The sequence below is a fragment of the Pseudomonas sp. 25 R 14 genome (assembly GCF_900004755.1).
In the GTDB taxonomy this organism is placed as follows: domain Bacteria; phylum Pseudomonadota; class Gammaproteobacteria; order Pseudomonadales; family Pseudomonadaceae; genus Aquipseudomonas; species Aquipseudomonas brenneri.
The window spans coordinates 246,599-262,919 of the sequence record NZ_CVTS01000065.1 but is presented as its reverse complement, the minus strand read 5'-3'; the positions used below and the strand labels follow the sequence as shown (position 1 = coordinate 262,919).

The 16,321-nt window shown below is 62.1% G+C and carries 14 protein-coding genes; all 14 read left to right on the top strand.

Annotation, left to right across the window (positions count from 1 at the left end):
* Positions 1-2 precede the first annotated feature (2 nt).
* On the top strand, positions 3-944 hold the full coding sequence (gene rsmH, locus BFQ03_RS24410; protein WP_090293206.1) for a 16S rRNA (cytosine(1402)-N(4))-methyltransferase RsmH: 942 nt from the start codon (positions 3-5) through the stop codon (positions 942-944).
* Positions 941-1,234: a cell division protein FtsL gene (gene ftsL, locus BFQ03_RS24405; RefSeq protein ID WP_029297818.1), complete on the top strand. Its 294-nt coding sequence runs from the start codon at positions 941-943 to the stop codon at positions 1,232-1,234. Before rsmH ends, ftsL begins: the two co-directional genes overlap by 4 nt.
* Positions 1,234-2,976 (top strand): peptidoglycan D,D-transpeptidase FtsI family protein, encoded by a 1,743-nt coding sequence (locus BFQ03_RS24400; protein WP_167360833.1) that lies wholly within the window; start codon positions 1,234-1,236, stop codon positions 2,974-2,976. Before ftsL ends, BFQ03_RS24400 begins: the two co-directional genes overlap by 1 nt.
* Positions 2,976-4,439 carry a UDP-N-acetylmuramoyl-L-alanyl-D-glutamate--2,6-diaminopimelate ligase gene (locus tag BFQ03_RS24395; protein WP_032860044.1) on the top strand — a complete coding sequence of 488 codons (1,464 nt, stop codon included), beginning with the start codon at positions 2,976-2,978 and terminating at the stop codon, positions 4,437-4,439. Before BFQ03_RS24400 ends, BFQ03_RS24395 begins: the two co-directional genes overlap by 1 nt.
* The gene (gene murF, locus BFQ03_RS24390; RefSeq protein ID WP_065944193.1) at positions 4,432-5,802 is read left to right on the top strand and encodes a UDP-N-acetylmuramoyl-tripeptide--D-alanyl-D-alanine ligase; all 1,371 of its coding nucleotides are present in this window, start codon (positions 4,432-4,434) and stop codon (positions 5,800-5,802) included. Before BFQ03_RS24395 ends, murF begins: the two co-directional genes overlap by 8 nt.
* The gene (gene mraY / locus BFQ03_RS24385) at positions 5,802-6,884 is read left to right on the top strand and encodes a phospho-N-acetylmuramoyl-pentapeptide-transferase (protein ID WP_032860042.1); all 1,083 of its coding nucleotides are present in this window, start codon (positions 5,802-5,804) and stop codon (positions 6,882-6,884) included. Before murF ends, mraY begins: the two co-directional genes overlap by 1 nt.
* Positions 6,885-6,890: 6 nt before the next feature.
* Complete coding sequence (gene murD / locus BFQ03_RS24380; protein WP_032860041.1) at positions 6,891-8,237, top strand: UDP-N-acetylmuramoyl-L-alanine--D-glutamate ligase; 1,347 nt, start codon at positions 6,891-6,893, stop codon at positions 8,235-8,237.
* 8 nt (positions 8,238-8,245) lie between these two features.
* Complete coding sequence (ftsW, locus tag BFQ03_RS24375) at positions 8,246-9,457, top strand: putative lipid II flippase FtsW (RefSeq protein WP_162237642.1); 1,212 nt, start codon at positions 8,246-8,248, stop codon at positions 9,455-9,457.
* Positions 9,447-10,517: an undecaprenyldiphospho-muramoylpentapeptide beta-N-acetylglucosaminyltransferase gene (murG, locus tag BFQ03_RS24370; protein WP_065944192.1), complete on the top strand. Its 1,071-nt coding sequence runs from the start codon at positions 9,447-9,449 to the stop codon at positions 10,515-10,517. The genes ftsW and murG overlap by 11 nt, the downstream gene beginning before the upstream one ends.
* The gene (gene murC, locus BFQ03_RS24365) at positions 10,510-11,955 is read left to right on the top strand and encodes a UDP-N-acetylmuramate--L-alanine ligase (RefSeq protein ID WP_032860039.1); all 1,446 of its coding nucleotides are present in this window, start codon (positions 10,510-10,512) and stop codon (positions 11,953-11,955) included. The genes murG and murC overlap by 8 nt, the downstream gene beginning before the upstream one ends.
* The gene (locus tag BFQ03_RS24360; protein WP_032860038.1) at positions 11,952-12,911 is read left to right on the top strand and encodes a D-alanine--D-alanine ligase; all 960 of its coding nucleotides are present in this window, start codon (positions 11,952-11,954) and stop codon (positions 12,909-12,911) included. The genes murC and BFQ03_RS24360 overlap by 4 nt, the downstream gene beginning before the upstream one ends.
* 4 nt (positions 12,912-12,915) lie before the next feature.
* The gene (locus tag BFQ03_RS24355; RefSeq protein ID WP_065944191.1) at positions 12,916-13,782 is read left to right on the top strand and encodes a cell division protein FtsQ/DivIB; all 867 of its coding nucleotides are present in this window, start codon (positions 12,916-12,918) and stop codon (positions 13,780-13,782) included.
* A gap of 15 nt (positions 13,783-13,797) precedes the next feature.
* Positions 13,798-15,057 carry a cell division protein FtsA gene (ftsA, locus tag BFQ03_RS24350; RefSeq protein ID WP_029297837.1) on the top strand — a complete coding sequence of 420 codons (1,260 nt, stop codon included), beginning with the start codon at positions 13,798-13,800 and terminating at the stop codon, positions 15,055-15,057.
* Between the two features lie 65 nt (positions 15,058-15,122).
* Positions 15,123-16,316, top strand: a complete 1,194-nt coding sequence (gene ftsZ, locus BFQ03_RS24345) for a cell division protein FtsZ (protein WP_029297839.1) — start codon at positions 15,123-15,125, stop codon at positions 16,314-16,316.
* Positions 16,317-16,321 lie beyond the last annotated feature (5 nt).

Sequence of the window (16,321 nt, the reverse complement as noted above, 5' to 3'; positions counted from 1 at the left end):
CTATTGATAGCGGCTTTAACCACATCACCGTGCTGCTTGACGAAGCCGTCGAGGCTCTCGCCGTGCGCCCTGATGGCTGCTATCTGGATGGCACATTCGGGCGCGGCGGGCACAGTCGCTTGATCCTCAGCCAGCTTGGCTCGGAGGGCAAACTCCTCGGGTTCGACAAGGATCCCCAGGCGATTGCCACCGGGCAAGCGCTAGCGGCCGAAGACGGCCGCTTTGTCGTTGTGCAGCGCAGCTTTGCCGAGCTGGGCGCGGAAGTCGCCGAGCGGGGCATGGCGGGCAAGGTGGCCGGGGTCTTGCTGGACCTGGGCGTGTCTTCGCCGCAGTTGGACGACCCTGAGCGCGGCTTCAGTTTCATGAATGATGGTCCGCTCGATATGCGCATGGACCCGAGCCGTGGCATCAGTGCTGCGCAGTTCATCGCCAGTGCGCCCCACGAAGAAATTACCCGCGTGTTCAAGGAATACGGCGAAGAGCGTTTCGCCGGCCGCATGGCGCGTGCCGTGGTCGAGCGCCGGGAAATCCAGCCGTTCGAACGCACTGCCGACCTGGCCGAAGTGCTGAAAGTCGCCAACCCTGCGTGGGAAAAGGGCAAAAACCCGGCGACCCGTGCCTTCCAGGGCCTGCGCATTCACGTCAACAACGAACTGGGTGACCTGGAGGCTGGCCTTGAGGCTGCCCTGGAGTCCCTGGAAGTGGGTGGTCGCCTGGTGGTGATCAGTTTCCACTCCCTGGAAGACCGCATCGTCAAACTGTTCATGCGTCGTCTGGTCAAGGGCGAAACCGACAACCTGCCGCGCAACCTGCCGGTACGTTTCGAAGCCTTTGTGCCGAAAATCAAAATCCATGGCAAAGCGCAGTTCGCTTCCGAAGCCGAACTCAAGGCCAACCCACGTTCCCGTAGCGCCGTCATGCGCGTCGCGGAGAAGCTGCGGTGAGCAAGCTTTTCGCCAAGCCCCTTCCGGGCGGCAGCTTCTTTATGATGCTGCTGTATGTCGGCGTGCTGGTGTCCGCGATTGCGGTGTCCTACAGCGCCCACTGGAACCGTCAGTTGCTCAATAGCCTGTACGGCGAATTGAGCGTGCGCGACAAGGCACAGGCGGAATGGGGTCGGCTGATTCTGGAGCAAAGCACCTGGACGGCCCACAGCCGGATCGAAGTGCTGGCTGCCGAGCAACTGAAGATGCACATTCCTGGCGCAGCAGAAGTACGCATGGTGGCGCCATGATGAAACTCGAAGGCGCACTCTACCCGTGGCGCTTCCGCGTCGTGCTGGGCTTGCTCGCATTGATGGTGGGCGCGATTGTCTGGCGCATCGTCGACTTGCAGGTGGTGGACCGCGACTTCCTGATCGGCCAGGGCGATGCCCGCAGCCTGCGGCATATCCCGATTCCTGCGCACCGCGGCCTGATCACCGACCGTAACGGCGAACCCCTGGCTGTCAGCACCCCGGTAACCACCCTGTGGGCCAACGCCAAGGAACTGCAAGTCGCCAAGGACAAGTGGACCGAGCTGGCCCACGCCCTCGGCCAGGACCCCAAGGCCCTCAAGGAACGTCTTGAGGCCCAGGCCAATAAAGAATTCATCTATCTGGTTCGCGGCCTCACCCCCGAGCAGGGTCAAGGCGTACTCGACCTGAAAATCCCCGGTGTCTATGGCATCGAGGAATTCCGTCGTTTCTACCCGGCCGGTGAAACCACTGCCCACATGGTCGGCTTCACCGACATTGATGATCATGGCCGCGAAGGGGTGGAACTTGCCTACGACGAGTGGCTGGCCGGGGTTCCCGGCAAGCGGCAGGTCATCAAGGATCGGCGCGGCAGACTGATCAAGGATGTCCAAGTCACCAAAAACGCCAAGGCCGGTAAGCCCTTGGCGTTGTCGATTGACCTGCGTTTGCAATACCTGGCCAACCGTGAACTGCGCAACGCGATCATCGAGAACGGCGCCAAGGCCGGCAGTCTGGTGATCATGGATGTGAAGACCGGCGAGATCCTGGCCATGGTCAACCAGCCGACCTATAACCCGAACAACCGTCGCAACCTGCAACCGGCGATGATGCGCAACCGCGCGATGATCGACGTGTTCGAGCCGGGCTCGACCATGAAAGCCATCTCCATGAGTGCGGCCCTGGAAAGCGGGCGCTGGAAGCCGACCGACAAGGTCGAGGTGTATCCAGGCACCCTGCAGTTGGGCAAATACACCATTCGCGACGTATCGCGCAGCGAAGGCCCGGTGCTGGACCTGACCGGCATCCTGATCAATTCCAGTAACGTGGGCATGAGTAAAGTCGCCTTTGATATCGGCGGCGAGACCATCTACCACCTGGCGCAGAAGATCGGCCTGGGCCAGCCCACCGGCCTGGACTTCCCGGGCGAGCGCGTCGGCAACCTGCCCAACTACCGTGAGTGGCGCAAGGCCGAGACTGCGACCCTGTCCTACGGCTATGGCCTGTCGGTGACGGCGATCCAGTTGGCCCATGCTTTTTCCGTGCTGGCCAACAATGGCCGCATGACGCCGTTGAGCCTGATCCACGTGGACGAAGCGCCGAAATCCGAACAGGTCATCCCGGAAAACGTCGCCAAAACCATGCAGACCATGCTGCAACAGGTGATCGAGGCGCCGCGTGGTGTGTTCCGTGCACAGGTCCCGGCCTATCACGTGGCCGGCAAGTCCGGTACCGCGCGTAAGACTTCGGTGGGCACTAAGGGGTACGCGGAAAACTCCTACCGTTCGCTGTTCGCAGGCTTCGGTCCCATGAGCGATCCGCGCTATGCCATCGTCGTGGTCATTGATGAGCCGAGCAAGGCCGGCTACTACGGTGGCCTGGTCTCGGCACCGGTATTCAGCAAAGTCATGTCCGGCACCCTGCGCTTGATGAACATCACGCCGGACAACCTGCCGCCGACCCAACAAGCCAACGCCGGACCACCGGCCGCAGCGGTAAAAGCCAATGGAGGGCGCGGCTGATGTCTCTTAGCCTGAACAAGATTTTCGCCCACGCTGGCCGCGATCTGTTGATTCGCGAACTGAGCCTGGACAGCCGCAATGTACGTGCCGGCGACCTGTTCCTGGCCGTGCCGGGTGGCAAACTCGATGGTCGTGCACACATTGCCGACGCCTTGCAGCGCGGTGCGGCAGCGGTGGCCTATGAAGTTGAAGGCGCCACCGTCCTGCCAATCACCGATGTGCCGCTGATCCCGGTCAAGGGCCTGGCGGCACAGCTGTCGGACATCGCCGGGCGCTTTTATGGCGACCCGAGCCGCCAGCTCAACCTGATTGGCGTTACCGGCACCAATGGCAAGACCAGCGTTACCCAGTTGGTGGCGCAGGCACTGGACCTGCTGGGTCAGCACTGCGGCATCGTCGGTACCCTGGGCACCGGTTTCTACGGCGCGCTGCAAAGCGGCCTGCACACCACGCCGAACCCGATTGCCGTGCAAGCGACCCTGGCCGACCTGAAAAAGGCCGGCGCCAAGGCGGTTGCCATGGAAGTTTCGTCCCATGGCCTGGATCAAGGCCGGGTGACCGCGCTGGCCTTCGACGTGGCGGTGATGACCAACCTGTCCCGCGACCACCTGGACTACCACGGCAACATGGAGGCCTACGCTGCGGCCAAGGCCAAGCTGTTCGGCTGGAATGACCTCAAGTGCCGGGTGGTCAACCTGGACGATGCATTCGGTCGCCAACTGGCCGCTGAAAAAAGTGAATCGCGCCTGATCAGCTACAGCCTGGAAGACTCCAGCGCCTACCTGTATTGCCGCGAAGCCCAGTTCAATGATGAAGGCGTGCTTGCAACGCTGGTCACGCCCCAGGGCGAGCATCACTTGCGCAGCACTTTGCTGGGCCGCTTCAACCTGAGCAATGTCCTTGCTGCCATCGGCGCTTTGCTGGGCCTGGATTACGCCCTGGATGAAATCCTGCGCGTACTGCCCAAACTCGAAGGCCCGGCTGGGCGCATGCAGCGCCTGGGGGGCGGGACGCAACCGCTGGTGGTGGTCGATTACGCCCACACCCCGGATGCCCTGGAAAAAGTACTCGAAGCCCTGCGCCCGCACGCCAAGGGCAAGTTGCTGTGCATGTTCGGCTGCGGCGGTGACCGTGATCGCGGCAAGCGCCCCTTGATGGCCGAGATTGTCGAACGCCTGGCAGATGGTGTGCTGGTGACTGATGACAACCCGCGCAGCGAAGCGCCGAGCCAGATTTTCGATGATATTCGTGCAGGCTTCAAAGACGCCTCCCAGGTGACCTTTGTTGCCGGTCGCGGTGCTGCCATTGCCCAATTGATCGCCAGCGCCAGCGCAGACGACGTGGTGGTCCTGGCCGGTAAAGGGCATGAGGACTATCAGGAAATCAACGGCGAGCGCCATGCCTTCTCCGATCTGGTCGAGGCTGATCACGCCTTGACCGCATGGGAGGTTGCCCATGCTTAAGGCCATGACATTCAGCGAACTGACCCAGGCCCTGGCAGCCCGCGTCCTGTCGAGCGATTGCAGTTTCGACGGCGTCAGCATCGACAGTCGTGCGATCAAACCGGGGCAATTGTTTGTTGCGCTGGCCGGACCGCGTTTCGACGGTCATGACTACCTGAACGAAGTGGCCGCCAAGGGCGCGGTCGGCGCTCTGGTGCAGCGCGAAGTGGCTGATTCGACCTTGCCGCAATTGCTGGTGGCCGATACGCGCCTGGCCCTTGGCCAGCTGGGGGCCCTTAACCGCGCAGCGTTTACCAACCCGGTGGCTGCGATCACCGGTTCCAGTGGCAAAACCACGGTCAAGGAATTGCTCGCCGGCATCCTGCGCACGCGCGGGCCGGTGCTGGCCACCCGTGGCAACCTCAATAACGATTTTGGCGCACCGCTGACCCTGCTCGAACTGGCCCCGGAACACACGGCGGCGGTGATCGAGTTGGGCGCGTCGCGCATTGGCGAAATTGCCTACACCGTGGCCATGACCCGGCCGCACGTCGCCATCATCAATAACGCGGGTACCGCCCATGTTGGCGAGTTTGGTGGCTCCGAGAAAATTGTCGAAGCCAAGGGCGAAATCCTTGAAGGCCTCGACGCTTCGGGCACCGCGGTACTGAACCTGGACGACAAGGCTTTCGAAACCTGGCGTGTACGTGCCGCCGGTCGCAAGGTCCTGACCTTTGCCGTGCATAACGCCGCCGCTGATTTCCACGCCTCGCGCATCACCGTCGATGCCCGTGGCTGCCCGGCCTTCACCCTGCACAGCCCGCAAGGTGACGAGCACGTCCAACTGAATCTGTTGGGTAACCATAACGTGGCCAATGCCCTGGCCGCAGCGGCTGCGGCTTATGCCCTGGGCGTGTCGCTGTTCGGGATTGCCACGGGTCTTGGCGCCGTGCAACCGGTCAAGGGCCGCACTGTTGCGCAGTTGACCAGCAGCGGCATTCGGGTGATCGACGATACCTACAACGCCAACCCGTCCTCGATCTGTGCCGCCGTCGACCTGTTGACAGGTTTTACCGGGCGCAAGGTGTTGGTGCTTGGCGATATTGGTGAGCTGGGCGAGTGGGCCGAGCAAGGCCATCGTGAAGTCGGCGCCTATGCCGCCGGCAAGGTCGACGCACTGTATGCCGTGGGCACGAATATGGCCCACGCCGTAGCTGCGTTTGGCTCCGCTGCCCGGCATTTCGCGACCCAGGCTGAATTGATCCAGGCGCTGGTCGGCGCCGAACAAGAAAAACACACAACCATTTTGATCAAGGGATCGCGCAGCGCGGTGATGGAAAACGTCGTCGCGGCCTTGTGTGGCTCAAGTACGGAGAAACATTAATGCTGCTGCTGCTGGCTGAGTATCTGCAACAGTTCCACAAAGGCTTCGCGGTCTTTCAGTACCTGACCCTGCGCGGGATCCTGGGTGTGCTGACCGCGCTGTCGTTGTCGCTGTTTCTGGGGCCATGGATGATCCGTACTCTGCAAAACCTGCAGATCGGCCAGTCCGTGCGCAATGACGGCCCGCAGTCGCATCTGTCCAAGTCTGGCACGCCGACCATGGGCGGGGCGTTGATCCTGTCGTCCATCGGTGTCAGCACCTTGCTCTGGGCCGACCTGGCCAACCGCTACGTGTGGGTGGTGTTGCTGGTGACCCTGTTCTTCGGTGCCATCGGCTGGGTCGATGACTACCGCAAAGTGATCGAGAAGAACTCCAAGGGCCTGCCAAGCCGCTGGAAGTACTTCTGGCAATCGGTATTCGGCCTGGGCGCGGCGATCTTCCTTTATATGACTGCGCCAAGTGCGGTGGAAACCACCCTGCTGATTCCGATGCTCAAGGATGTGAGTATCCCGTTGGGCGTCGGCTTCGTAGTGCTGACCTACTTTGTGATCGTCGGCTCCAGCAACGCGGTCAACCTGACTGATGGCCTCGATGGCCTGGCGATCATGCCGACGGTCATGGTGGGCGGCGCCCTGGGCATCTTCTGCTACCTGTCGGGTAACGTGAAATTCGCGGAGTACCTGCTGATCCCTTATGTACCGGGCGCAGGTGAGCTGATCGTATTCTGCGGCGCGCTGATCGGCGCCGGCCTGGGATTCCTGTGGTTCAACACCTACCCGGCGCAAGTGTTCATGGGCGACGTCGGCGCACTGGCGCTGGGCGCGGCCCTGGGCACCATTGCCGTGATCGTGCGCCAGGAAATCGTCCTGTTCATCATGGGCGGCGTGTTCGTGATGGAAACCCTGTCGGTAGTGATCCAGGTAGCGTCCTTCAAGTTGACCGGCCGCCGCGTGTTTCGTATGGCACCGATTCATCACCATTTTGAACTCAAGGGCTGGCCTGAGCCGCGTGTGATTGTCCGTTTCTGGATCATCACCGTGATTCTTGTGCTGGTTGGCCTTGCCACCCTGAAACTGAGGTAGAAACGAGTGTCCCTGATCGCTTCTGACCACTTCCGCATCGTTGTCGGCCTCGGCAAGAGCGGCATGTCCCTGGTTCGCTTCCTGGCGAACCGGGGCACGTCGTTTGCCGTGGCCGATACGCGGGAAAATCCACCGGAGCTGGTCACGCTGCGCCGTGACTACCCGCACGTGGAAGTGCGTTGTGGCGAGTTGGATGTCGAGTTTCTGTGCCGTGCCGACGAGCTCTACGTGAGCCCGGGCCTGGCCCTGGCTACACCGGCCCTGCAAGCTGCCGCAGCGCGTGGCGTGAAGTTGTCTGGCGATATCGAGTTGTTTGCCCGCAACGCCAAGGCGCCGATCGTGGCGATCAGCGGCTCCAACGCCAAGAGCACCGTCACTACCCTGGTCGGCGAGATGGCGGCTGCGGCCGGCAAGCGCGTGGCCGTGGGCGGTAACCTCGGTACGCCGGCGCTGGACCTGCTCAGCGACGATATCGAGCTGTACGTCATGGAGCTGTCTAGCTTTCAGCTGGAGACTACCGATCAACTCGGCGCCGAAGTGGCCACCGTGTTGAACGTCAGCGAAGACCATATGGACCGCTACAGCGGCCTGCCGGCTTATCACCTGGCCAAGCACCGGATCTTCCGTGGTGCGCGGCAAGTGGTGGTCAATCGCCAGGATGCCCTGAGTCGTCCGCTGATGGGCGAGGGTCTGCCGTGCTGGACCTTCGGCTTGAGCAAACCCGATTTCAAGGCCTTTGGTATCCGGGAAGAGAGTGGCGAGAAATACCTGGCCTTCGAATTCCAGAACCTGATGCCGGTGCGTGAACTGAAGATCCGTGGCGCCCATAACCAATCCAATGCCCTGGCGGCCTTGGCACTGGGGCACGCGGTCGGCTTGCCGTTCGATGCGATGTTGTCGAGCCTGCGCACCTTTGCCGGCCTCGAACACCGCTGCCAGTGGGTACGCGACCTCGATGGCGTGAGCTACTACAACGACTCCAAGGCCACCAACGTCGGTGCCGCACTGGCCGCCATTGAAGGCCTGGGCGCCGATATCGACGGCAAGCTGGTGCTGATCGCCGGTGGCGATGGCAAGGGTGCCGACTTCAAGGACCTCAAGAGCCCGGTGGCTGCCCATTGCCGTGCGGTGGTGCTGATGGGTCGTGACAGCGACTTGATCGCTGCTGCCCTGGGCGACGCTGTGCCGCAAGTGCGTGCCACCTCGCTGGACGACGCCATCGCCCAATGCCGCGGCCTGGCCCAGCCGGGCGATGCGGTGCTGCTGTCGCCAGCCTGCGCGAGTTTCGACATGTTCAAGAACTACGAAGAGCGCGGCCAGTTGTTCGCCCGCGCCGTGGAGGGCTTGGCATGAGTCTGGACCTGAAAAACATCATCAAGCCGTACCCGTCGCCAATCATTACCGGGCGCGGGATCGACCTCGACTTCCCGATGCTCGCCGGTTGCCTGGCGTTGCTGGGCCTGGGCCTGGTGATGATCACCTCGGCGTCCTCGGAAGTGGCCGCCGTGCAGTCGGGCAACACGCTGTACCACATGATCCGCCACCTGATTTACCTGGTGATCGGTCTTGGTGCCTGCATCGTCACCATGATGATTCCTATCGCCACCTGGCAGCGCCTGGGTTGGCTGATGCTGATCGGCGCCTTCGGCTTGCTGGTGATGGTGATCGTCCCCGGTATCGGCCGTGAAGTGAATGGTTCGATGCGCTGGATCGGCTTCGGTGCCTTCAACGTGCAGCCCTCGGAAATTGCCAAGGTATTCGTGGTGATTTACCTGGCCGGCTACCTCGTGCGCCGGCAGAAAGAAGTGCGCGAAAGCTGGATGGGCTTTTTCAAGCCGTTCATCGTGCTGCTGCCCATGGCCGGCCTGCTGTTGATGGAGCCGGACTTCGGCGCCACCGTGGTGATGATGGGCGCGGCTGCAGCGATGCTGTTCCTCGGTGGCGTGGGCCTGTTCCGCTTTGCCTTGATGGTCGGGCTGGCGGTTGCCGCCGTGACGATCCTGGTCCAGGCGCAACCCTATCGGATGGCGCGACTGATCACCTTTACCGACCCCTGGTCCGACCAGTTCGGTTCCGGCTACCAGTTGACCCAGGCACTGATCGCCTTCGGTCGCGGCGAGTGGTTGGGCGTGGGCCTGGGCAACAGTGTGCAGAAGCAGTTCTACCTGCCGGAAGCGCATACCGACTTCGTGTTCTCGGTCCTCGCCGAAGAGCTGGGCGTGGTTGGCTCCCTGGCCACCGTCGGGCTGTTCGTGTTCGTCTGCGTGCGGGCCATGTACATCGGCCTGTGGGCCGAGAAAGCCAAACAATTCTTTGCTGCCTATGTTGCGTACGGCCTGGCCTTCCTGTGGATCGGCCAGTTCCTGATCAACATCGGCGTGAACGTCGGCCTGCTGCCGACCAAGGGCTTGACCTTGCCGTTCCTCAGCTACGGCGGCAGCTCGTTGGTGATCTGCTGTGCCTGTCTCGGCTTGTTGCTGCGTATCGAATGGGAGAGTCGAACCCATTTGGGCAGCGAAGAGATGGAATTCAGCGAGAGCGACTTTGCCGAGGAGCCGACCCATGGGCGCTAACGTGCTGATCATGGCTGGCGGCACCGGCGGCCACGTGTTCCCGGCGCTGGCCTGTGCCCGTGAGTTCCAGGCCCGTGGCTACACCGTGCATTGGCTGGGCACACCGCGTGGCATTGAAAATGAGTTGGTCCCGGCTGCCGGTTTGTCCCTGCACCTGATCAACGTCAGCGGCCTGCGCGGCAAGAGCAAGTTGTCACTGCTCAAGGCGCCGTTCGTGTTGCTCAAGGCGGTGTGGCAGGCGCGCAAGGTCATCCGTGAATTGAAACCGGTTTGTGTGCTGGGTTTTGGTGGCTATGTCACCGGTCCCGGCGGTGTGGCTGCGCGCTTGTGTGGTGTGCCAGTGATCGTCCACGAACAGAATGCCGTGGCCGGTACGGCCAACCGTCTGTTGGCGCCATTGGCCGCGCGGGTGTGCGAGGCGTTCCCGAATACGTTTGCGGCCATGGACAAGCGACGCACCACCGGCAACCCGGTGCGTACCGAACTGTTCATGGACATTACCCGCCAGGCCCTGGTCGGGCGCAAGGCTCACCTGCTGATCCTGGGCGGAAGCCTGGGCGCCGAGCCGTTGAACAAATTGCTGCCAGAAGCGCTGGCGCAACTGCCTGTGGACCTGCGTCCCGAGATCTTCCACCAGGCTGGCAAGAACCACGATGAAGTGACCGCTGGCCGCTACCGCGAGGCCGGGGTCGAGGCAACGGTAGAGCCCTTTATCAAAGACATGGCCCATGCCTATGGCTGGGCCGACCTGGTGGTCTGTCGCGCAGGTGCGTTGACCGTCAGTGAACTGGCTGCCGCCGGTCTGCCGTCCTTGCTGGTGCCTTTGCCCCACGCGATTGACGATCACCAGACCCGCAACGCCGAATATTTGGCCGCAGAGGGCGCTGCCTTCCTGCTGCCGCAAAGAACGACTGGCGCCGCCGACCTGGCCGCTCGCCTGACTGAGGTTTTGATGCAACCCGAACGACTGAACAGCATGGCGAGCACCGCAAGCCGCCTGGCCAAACCCGACGCCACCCGCAGCGTGGTCGATATCTGCCTGGAGGTGGCCCATGGTTGAGAATCAAAAAGCCATGCCGCAACCGGAAATGCGCCGCATCCGTCGCATCCACTTCGTCGGTATCGGCGGCGTGGGCATGTGCGGGATCGCCGAGGTGTTGCTGAACCTGGGTTACCAGGTTTCCGGCTCCGATCTCAAGACCTCGCCGGTCACCGAGCGCCTGGAATCGTTCGGCGCGCAGATCTTTATCGGCCACCGTGCCGAGAACGCCGCGCAAGCCGATGTACTGGTGGTTTCCAGCGCCGTGAACACCTCCAACCCGGAAGTGGCCACTGCCCTTGAACGCCGTATTCCGGTAGTGCCACGCGCCGAGATGCTGGCCGAGCTGATGCGCTACCGCCACGGCATCGCCGTCGCCGGTACCCACGGCAAGACCACCACCACCAGCCTGATCGCCTCGGTGTTCGCTGCCGGCGGCCTGGACCCGACTTTCGTGATCGGTGGCCGGCTGAATGCAGCAGGTACCAATGCACAACTGGGTACCAGCCGCTATCTGATCGCCGAAGCCGATGAAAGCGATGCCAGCTTCCTGCACCTGCAACCTTTGGTCGCCGTGGTCACCAACATCGACGCCGACCATATGGCGACCTACGACGGTGACTTCAACAAACTGAAGAAAACCTTCGTCGAGTTCCTGCACAACCTGCCGTTCTACGGCTTGGCCGTGCTGTGCCTGGACGATCCGGTGGTGCGTGAAATCCTGCCATTGGTCAAGCGCCCGACCGTGACCTACGGCTTCAGCGAAGATGCTGACGTGCGCGCGATCAATGTTCGCCAGCAAGGCATGCAGACGTTCTTCACCGTGCTGCGCCCGGATCGCGAACCGTTGGACGTGTCGGTGAACATGCCGGGCAACCACAATGTGCTCAATTCCCTGGCAACCATCTGCATTGCCACCGATGAAGGCGTCAGTGATGAAGCCATCGTCGAAGGCCTGTCGGGTTTTGCCGGCGTGGGCCGGCGTTTCCAGGTCTACGGCCAGTTGCCGGTAGAGGGCGGGGAAGTGATGCTGGTGGACGACTACGGTCACCATCCGACCGAAGTTGCGGCCGTGATCAAGGCTGTGCGCGGTGGTTGGCCGGAGCGTCGCCTGGTGATGGTCTACCAGCCGCACCGCTACAGCCGCACCCGCGACCTGTACGACGACTTTGTAAATGTATTGGCCGATGCCAACGTGTTGCTGCTGATGGAAGTCTACCCGGCCGGTGAAGAACCGATTCCCGGCGCCGACAGCCGCAAGCTGTGCAACAGCATCCGCCAGCGCGGCCAGTTGGACCCGATCTACATCGAGCGGGGTGTCGACCTGGCGCCAATCGTCAAGCCGCTGCTGCGCGCCGGCGACATCCTGCTGTGCCAGGGTGCCGGTGATATCGGCGGCCTTGCCCCTAAATTGTTGGCGAGCCCGCTCTTCGCCGTGGCCAAGGGGAAGTCGAAATGATCACTGACTACGGCTCCCTGTTCTCCACCATCGCGCCTGCCGATTTCGGCCGTGTGGCGGTGCTGTTCGGCGGCAAGAGTGCTGAGCGCGAAGTGTCGCTCAAGTCCGGCAATGCCGTGCTTGAAGCCCTGCAAAGTGCAGGCGTGAATGCCTTTGGTATCGACGTGGGCGATGACTTCCTCGCCCGCCTGCAGGCCGAGAAGATCGACCGCGCCTTTATCATCCTGCACGGCCGTGGCGGTGAAGACGGCAGCATGCAAGGCTTGCTGGAGTGCGCCGGCATTCCCTATACCGGCAGCGGCATCCTCGCCTCGGCACTGGCCATGGACAAGTTGCGCACCAAGCAGGTGTGGCACAGCCTGGGGATTCCGACCCCGCGTCACAGTGTGCTGTGCAGCGAAGACGATTGTATTTCTGCAGCCAAGGAACTGGGCCTGCCTTTGATCGTCAAACCTGCCCATGAAGGCTCCAGTATCGGCATGGCCAAAGTGAACTCGGCCGCCGAATTGATCGACGCATGGAAAGCGGCAAGTACCTACGATTCGCAAGTGTTGGTGGAACAGTGGATCCAGGGTCCCGAGTACACCATCGCCACCCTGCGTGGCCAGGTATTGCCGCCCATCGCATTGGGCACGCCCCACACCTTTTACGACTACGACGCCAAGTATGTGGCTTCCGATACCCAGTACCGGATCCCATGCGGCCTCGATGCAACCAAAGAGCAGGAATTGATGGACCTCACGGCGAAAGCCTGTGAGGCGTTGGGTATCGCCGGTTGGGCGCGGGCAGACGTGATGCAGGATGACCAGGGGGATTTCTGGTTCCTTGAAGTCAACACTGCGCCGGGCATGACCGACCACAGCCTGGTCCCCATGGCTGCACGCGCAGCCGGCCTGGATTTCCAGCAGTTGGTGCTGGCAATTCTGGCGGCTAGCTATATAGAGGCACGAGGTTAAGACCATGCAAGGCGCATCGCTTCGTCATCAGCAACCCGCTCCCGGCCGCAAGCCGGTGCCGCGTGGTGCCAGTCGAATGGTGGCTAAAGAGCCGATGTCGGCGCGCCTGCCGAAAGCCAACTTTGGTTTTCTCAAGGCCTTGTTCTGGCCGGTGCTGCTGGTGGCGCTGGGCTTTGGTACCTATGAAGGTGCGCAGCGCCTGTTGCCGTATGCCGACCGCCCGATCACCAAGATCAGCGTGCAAGGCGACTTGAGCTACATCAGCCAGCAAGCGGTGCAGCAGCGGATCGCGCCTTTTGTCGCGGCGAGCTTCTTCACCATCGACCTGGCAGGCATGCGTGCCGAACTGGAACAGATGCCGTGGATTGCCCACGCCGAAGTACGGCGCGTGTGGCCGGATCAAGTGACGATCCGCCTGGAAGAGCAACTGCCCGTGGCCCGTTGGGGCGACGAAGCGCTGTTGAACAACCAGGGCCAGGCGTTCAACCCGCGTGAGCTGGCCAACTACGAGCATTTGCCGCAGTTGTTCGGACCGCAACGGGCACAGCAGCAAGTGATGCTGCAGTACCAGGCGTTGAGCCAGATGCTGCGGCCACTGGGCTTCTCCATTGCGCGCCTGGAATTGCGCGAGCGGGGCAGTTGGTTCCTGACCACCGGGGCAGGCAGTTCCGGCCCGGGCATCGAGTTGTTGCTGGGACGCGACCACTTGGTGGAGAAGATGCGCCGCTTTATCGCCATCTACGACAAAACCCTGAAAGAACAGATTACGAACATTGCGAGCATCGACCTGCGTTACGCCAACGGCCTGGCCGTTAGCTGGCGCGAACCGGCTGCGCCCACGGCAGCGCAACCCGCTGTCGCGAAGAATTAAGAAGAGGCAGGACCCATGGCAAACGTGCAAAGCGGCAAAATGATCGTCGGTCTCGATATCGGCACCTCCAAGGTGGTGGCGCTGGTAGGCGAGGTCGCGGACGACGGCACGCTGGAAATCGTCGGAATCGGCACGCATCCGTCCCGGGGCCTGAAGAAGGGCGTGGTGGTCAATATCGAATCCACCGTGCAGTCGATCCAGCGCGCTATCGAAGAAGCGCAGTTGATGGCTGGCTGCCGGATTCACTCGGCATTCGTCGGTGTGGCAGGCAATCACATCCGCAGCTTGAACTCCCACGGCATCGTGGCGATCCGCGACCGTGAAGTCAGCTCGGCTGACCTGGAGCGCGTATTGGACGCGGCCCAGGCCGTGGCTATCCCGGCTGACCAGCGCGTGTTGCACACCCTGCCGCAGGACTATGTGATCGACAACCAGGAAGGTGTTCGCGAGCCCCTGGGCATGTCGGGCGTACGTCTGGAAGCCAAGGTCCACGTGGTGACCTGCGCCGTGAATGCTGCACAGAACATTGAAAAATGCGTGCGCCGCTGCGGCCTGGAAATCGACGACATCATTCTTGAGCAACTGGCCTCGGCCTACTCGGTATTGACCGACGACGAAAAAGAACTGGGCGTATGCCTGGTGGACATCGGCGGCGGCACCACCGACATCGCGATCTTCACCGAAGGTGCGATCCGTCACACCGCAGTGATCCCGATTGCCGGCGACCAGGTGACCAACGACATCGCCATGGCGCTGCGTACACCGACCCAGTACGCCGAAGAAATCAAGATTCGCTACGCCTGCGCCCTGGCCAAGCTGGCCGGTGCCGGTGAAACCATCAAGGTGCCAAGCGTGGGCGACCGTCCACCGCGCGAACTATCGCGCCAGGCCCTGGCCGAAGTGGTCGAACCGCGCTACGACGAACTGTTCACCCTGATCCAGGCTGAACTGCGCCGCAGTGGCTACGAAGATCTGATCCCGGCCGGCATCGTGCTGACCGGCGGCACCTCGAAGATGGAAGGCGCGGTCGAACTGGCCGAGGAAATCTTCCACATGCCTGTGCGCCTGGGCGTGCCCCATGGCGTCAAGGGCCTGGGCGACGTGGTGCGCAACCCGATTTACTCCACCGGTGTGGGCTTGCTGTTGTACGGCCTGCAAAAGCAGACCGACGGCATTTCCCTGTCGGGCATTGGCAGCCGCGAAAGCTACAGCAGTGACGAGCCGAAAGCGCCGTTGCTGGAGCGCCTGCAAGCCTGGGTGAAGGGCAATTTCTAAAGATTTACCGCAACACCGTTTCAAGTAGTAGGCGAAAAAACTAGAGAAATGAAAGGAGAGGGAAAATGTTCGAACTCGTAGACAACATCCCCGCAAGCCCGGTTATCAAAGTAATCGGTGTCGGCGGTGGCGGCGGCAACGCTGTCAACCATATGGTCAAGAGCAACATTGAAGGCGTTGAATTCATCTGCGCCAACACTGATGCCCAGGCGCTCAAAAGCATCGGCGCGCGGACCATCCTGCAATTGGGCACCGCGGTGACCAAGGGCCTCGGCGCTGGTGCCAATCCGGAAGTCGGCCGTCAAGCCGCCCTGGAAGACCGCGAGCGTATTGCCGAAGTGCTGCAAGGCACCAACATGGTGTTCATCACCACTGGCATGGGCGGCGGTACCGGTACCGGTGCAGCACCGATCATTGCCGAAGTGGCCAAGGAAATGGGGATCCTGACGGTTGCAGTCGTGACCCGTCCGTTCCCGTTCGAAGGCCGCAAGCGCATGCAGATCGCCGACGAGGGTATCCGTCTGCTGTCTGAAAGCGTTGACTCGTTGATCACCATCCCCAACGAGAAACTGCTGACCATTCTCGGTAAAGACGCAAGCCTGCTGTCGGCTTTCGCCAAGGCCGATGACGTACTGGCCGGTGCCGTTCGCGGTATCTCCGACATCATCAAGCGTCCGGGCATGATCAACGTCGACTTTGCCGACGTACGTACCGTGATGAGCGAAATGGGCATGGCGATGATGGGCACTGGCTGCGCCAGCGGTCCGAACCGTGCACGTGAAGCCACCGAAGCGGCCATCCGCAACCCGTTGCTCGAAGACGTGAACCTGCAAGGTGCACGCGGCATCCTGGTGAACATCACCGCAGGTCCCGACCTGTCCCTGGGTGAGTACTCCGACGTGGGTAGCATCATCGAAGCCTTCGCTTCCGAGCACGCGATGGTCAAGGTCGGTACTGTTATCGATCCAGACATGCGCGACGAACTGCATGTGACCGTGGTTGCCACTGGCCTGGGCGCAAAAATCGAGAAGCCTGTGAAGGTCATCGACAATACCGTTCACACCAGCCAGGCGTCTTCGACTGCCGCTCCAGCGCCTGTGCGCCCGGAAATGCCGTCGGTGAACTACCGTGACCTGGATCGCCCGACCGTGATGCGCAACCAGGCTCAGGCCGGTGCTGCTGCGTCCCGTAGCCCGAATCCGCAAGATGATCTGGATTACCTGGACATCCCGGCTTTCCTGCGTCGTCAGGCCGATTAATGGAA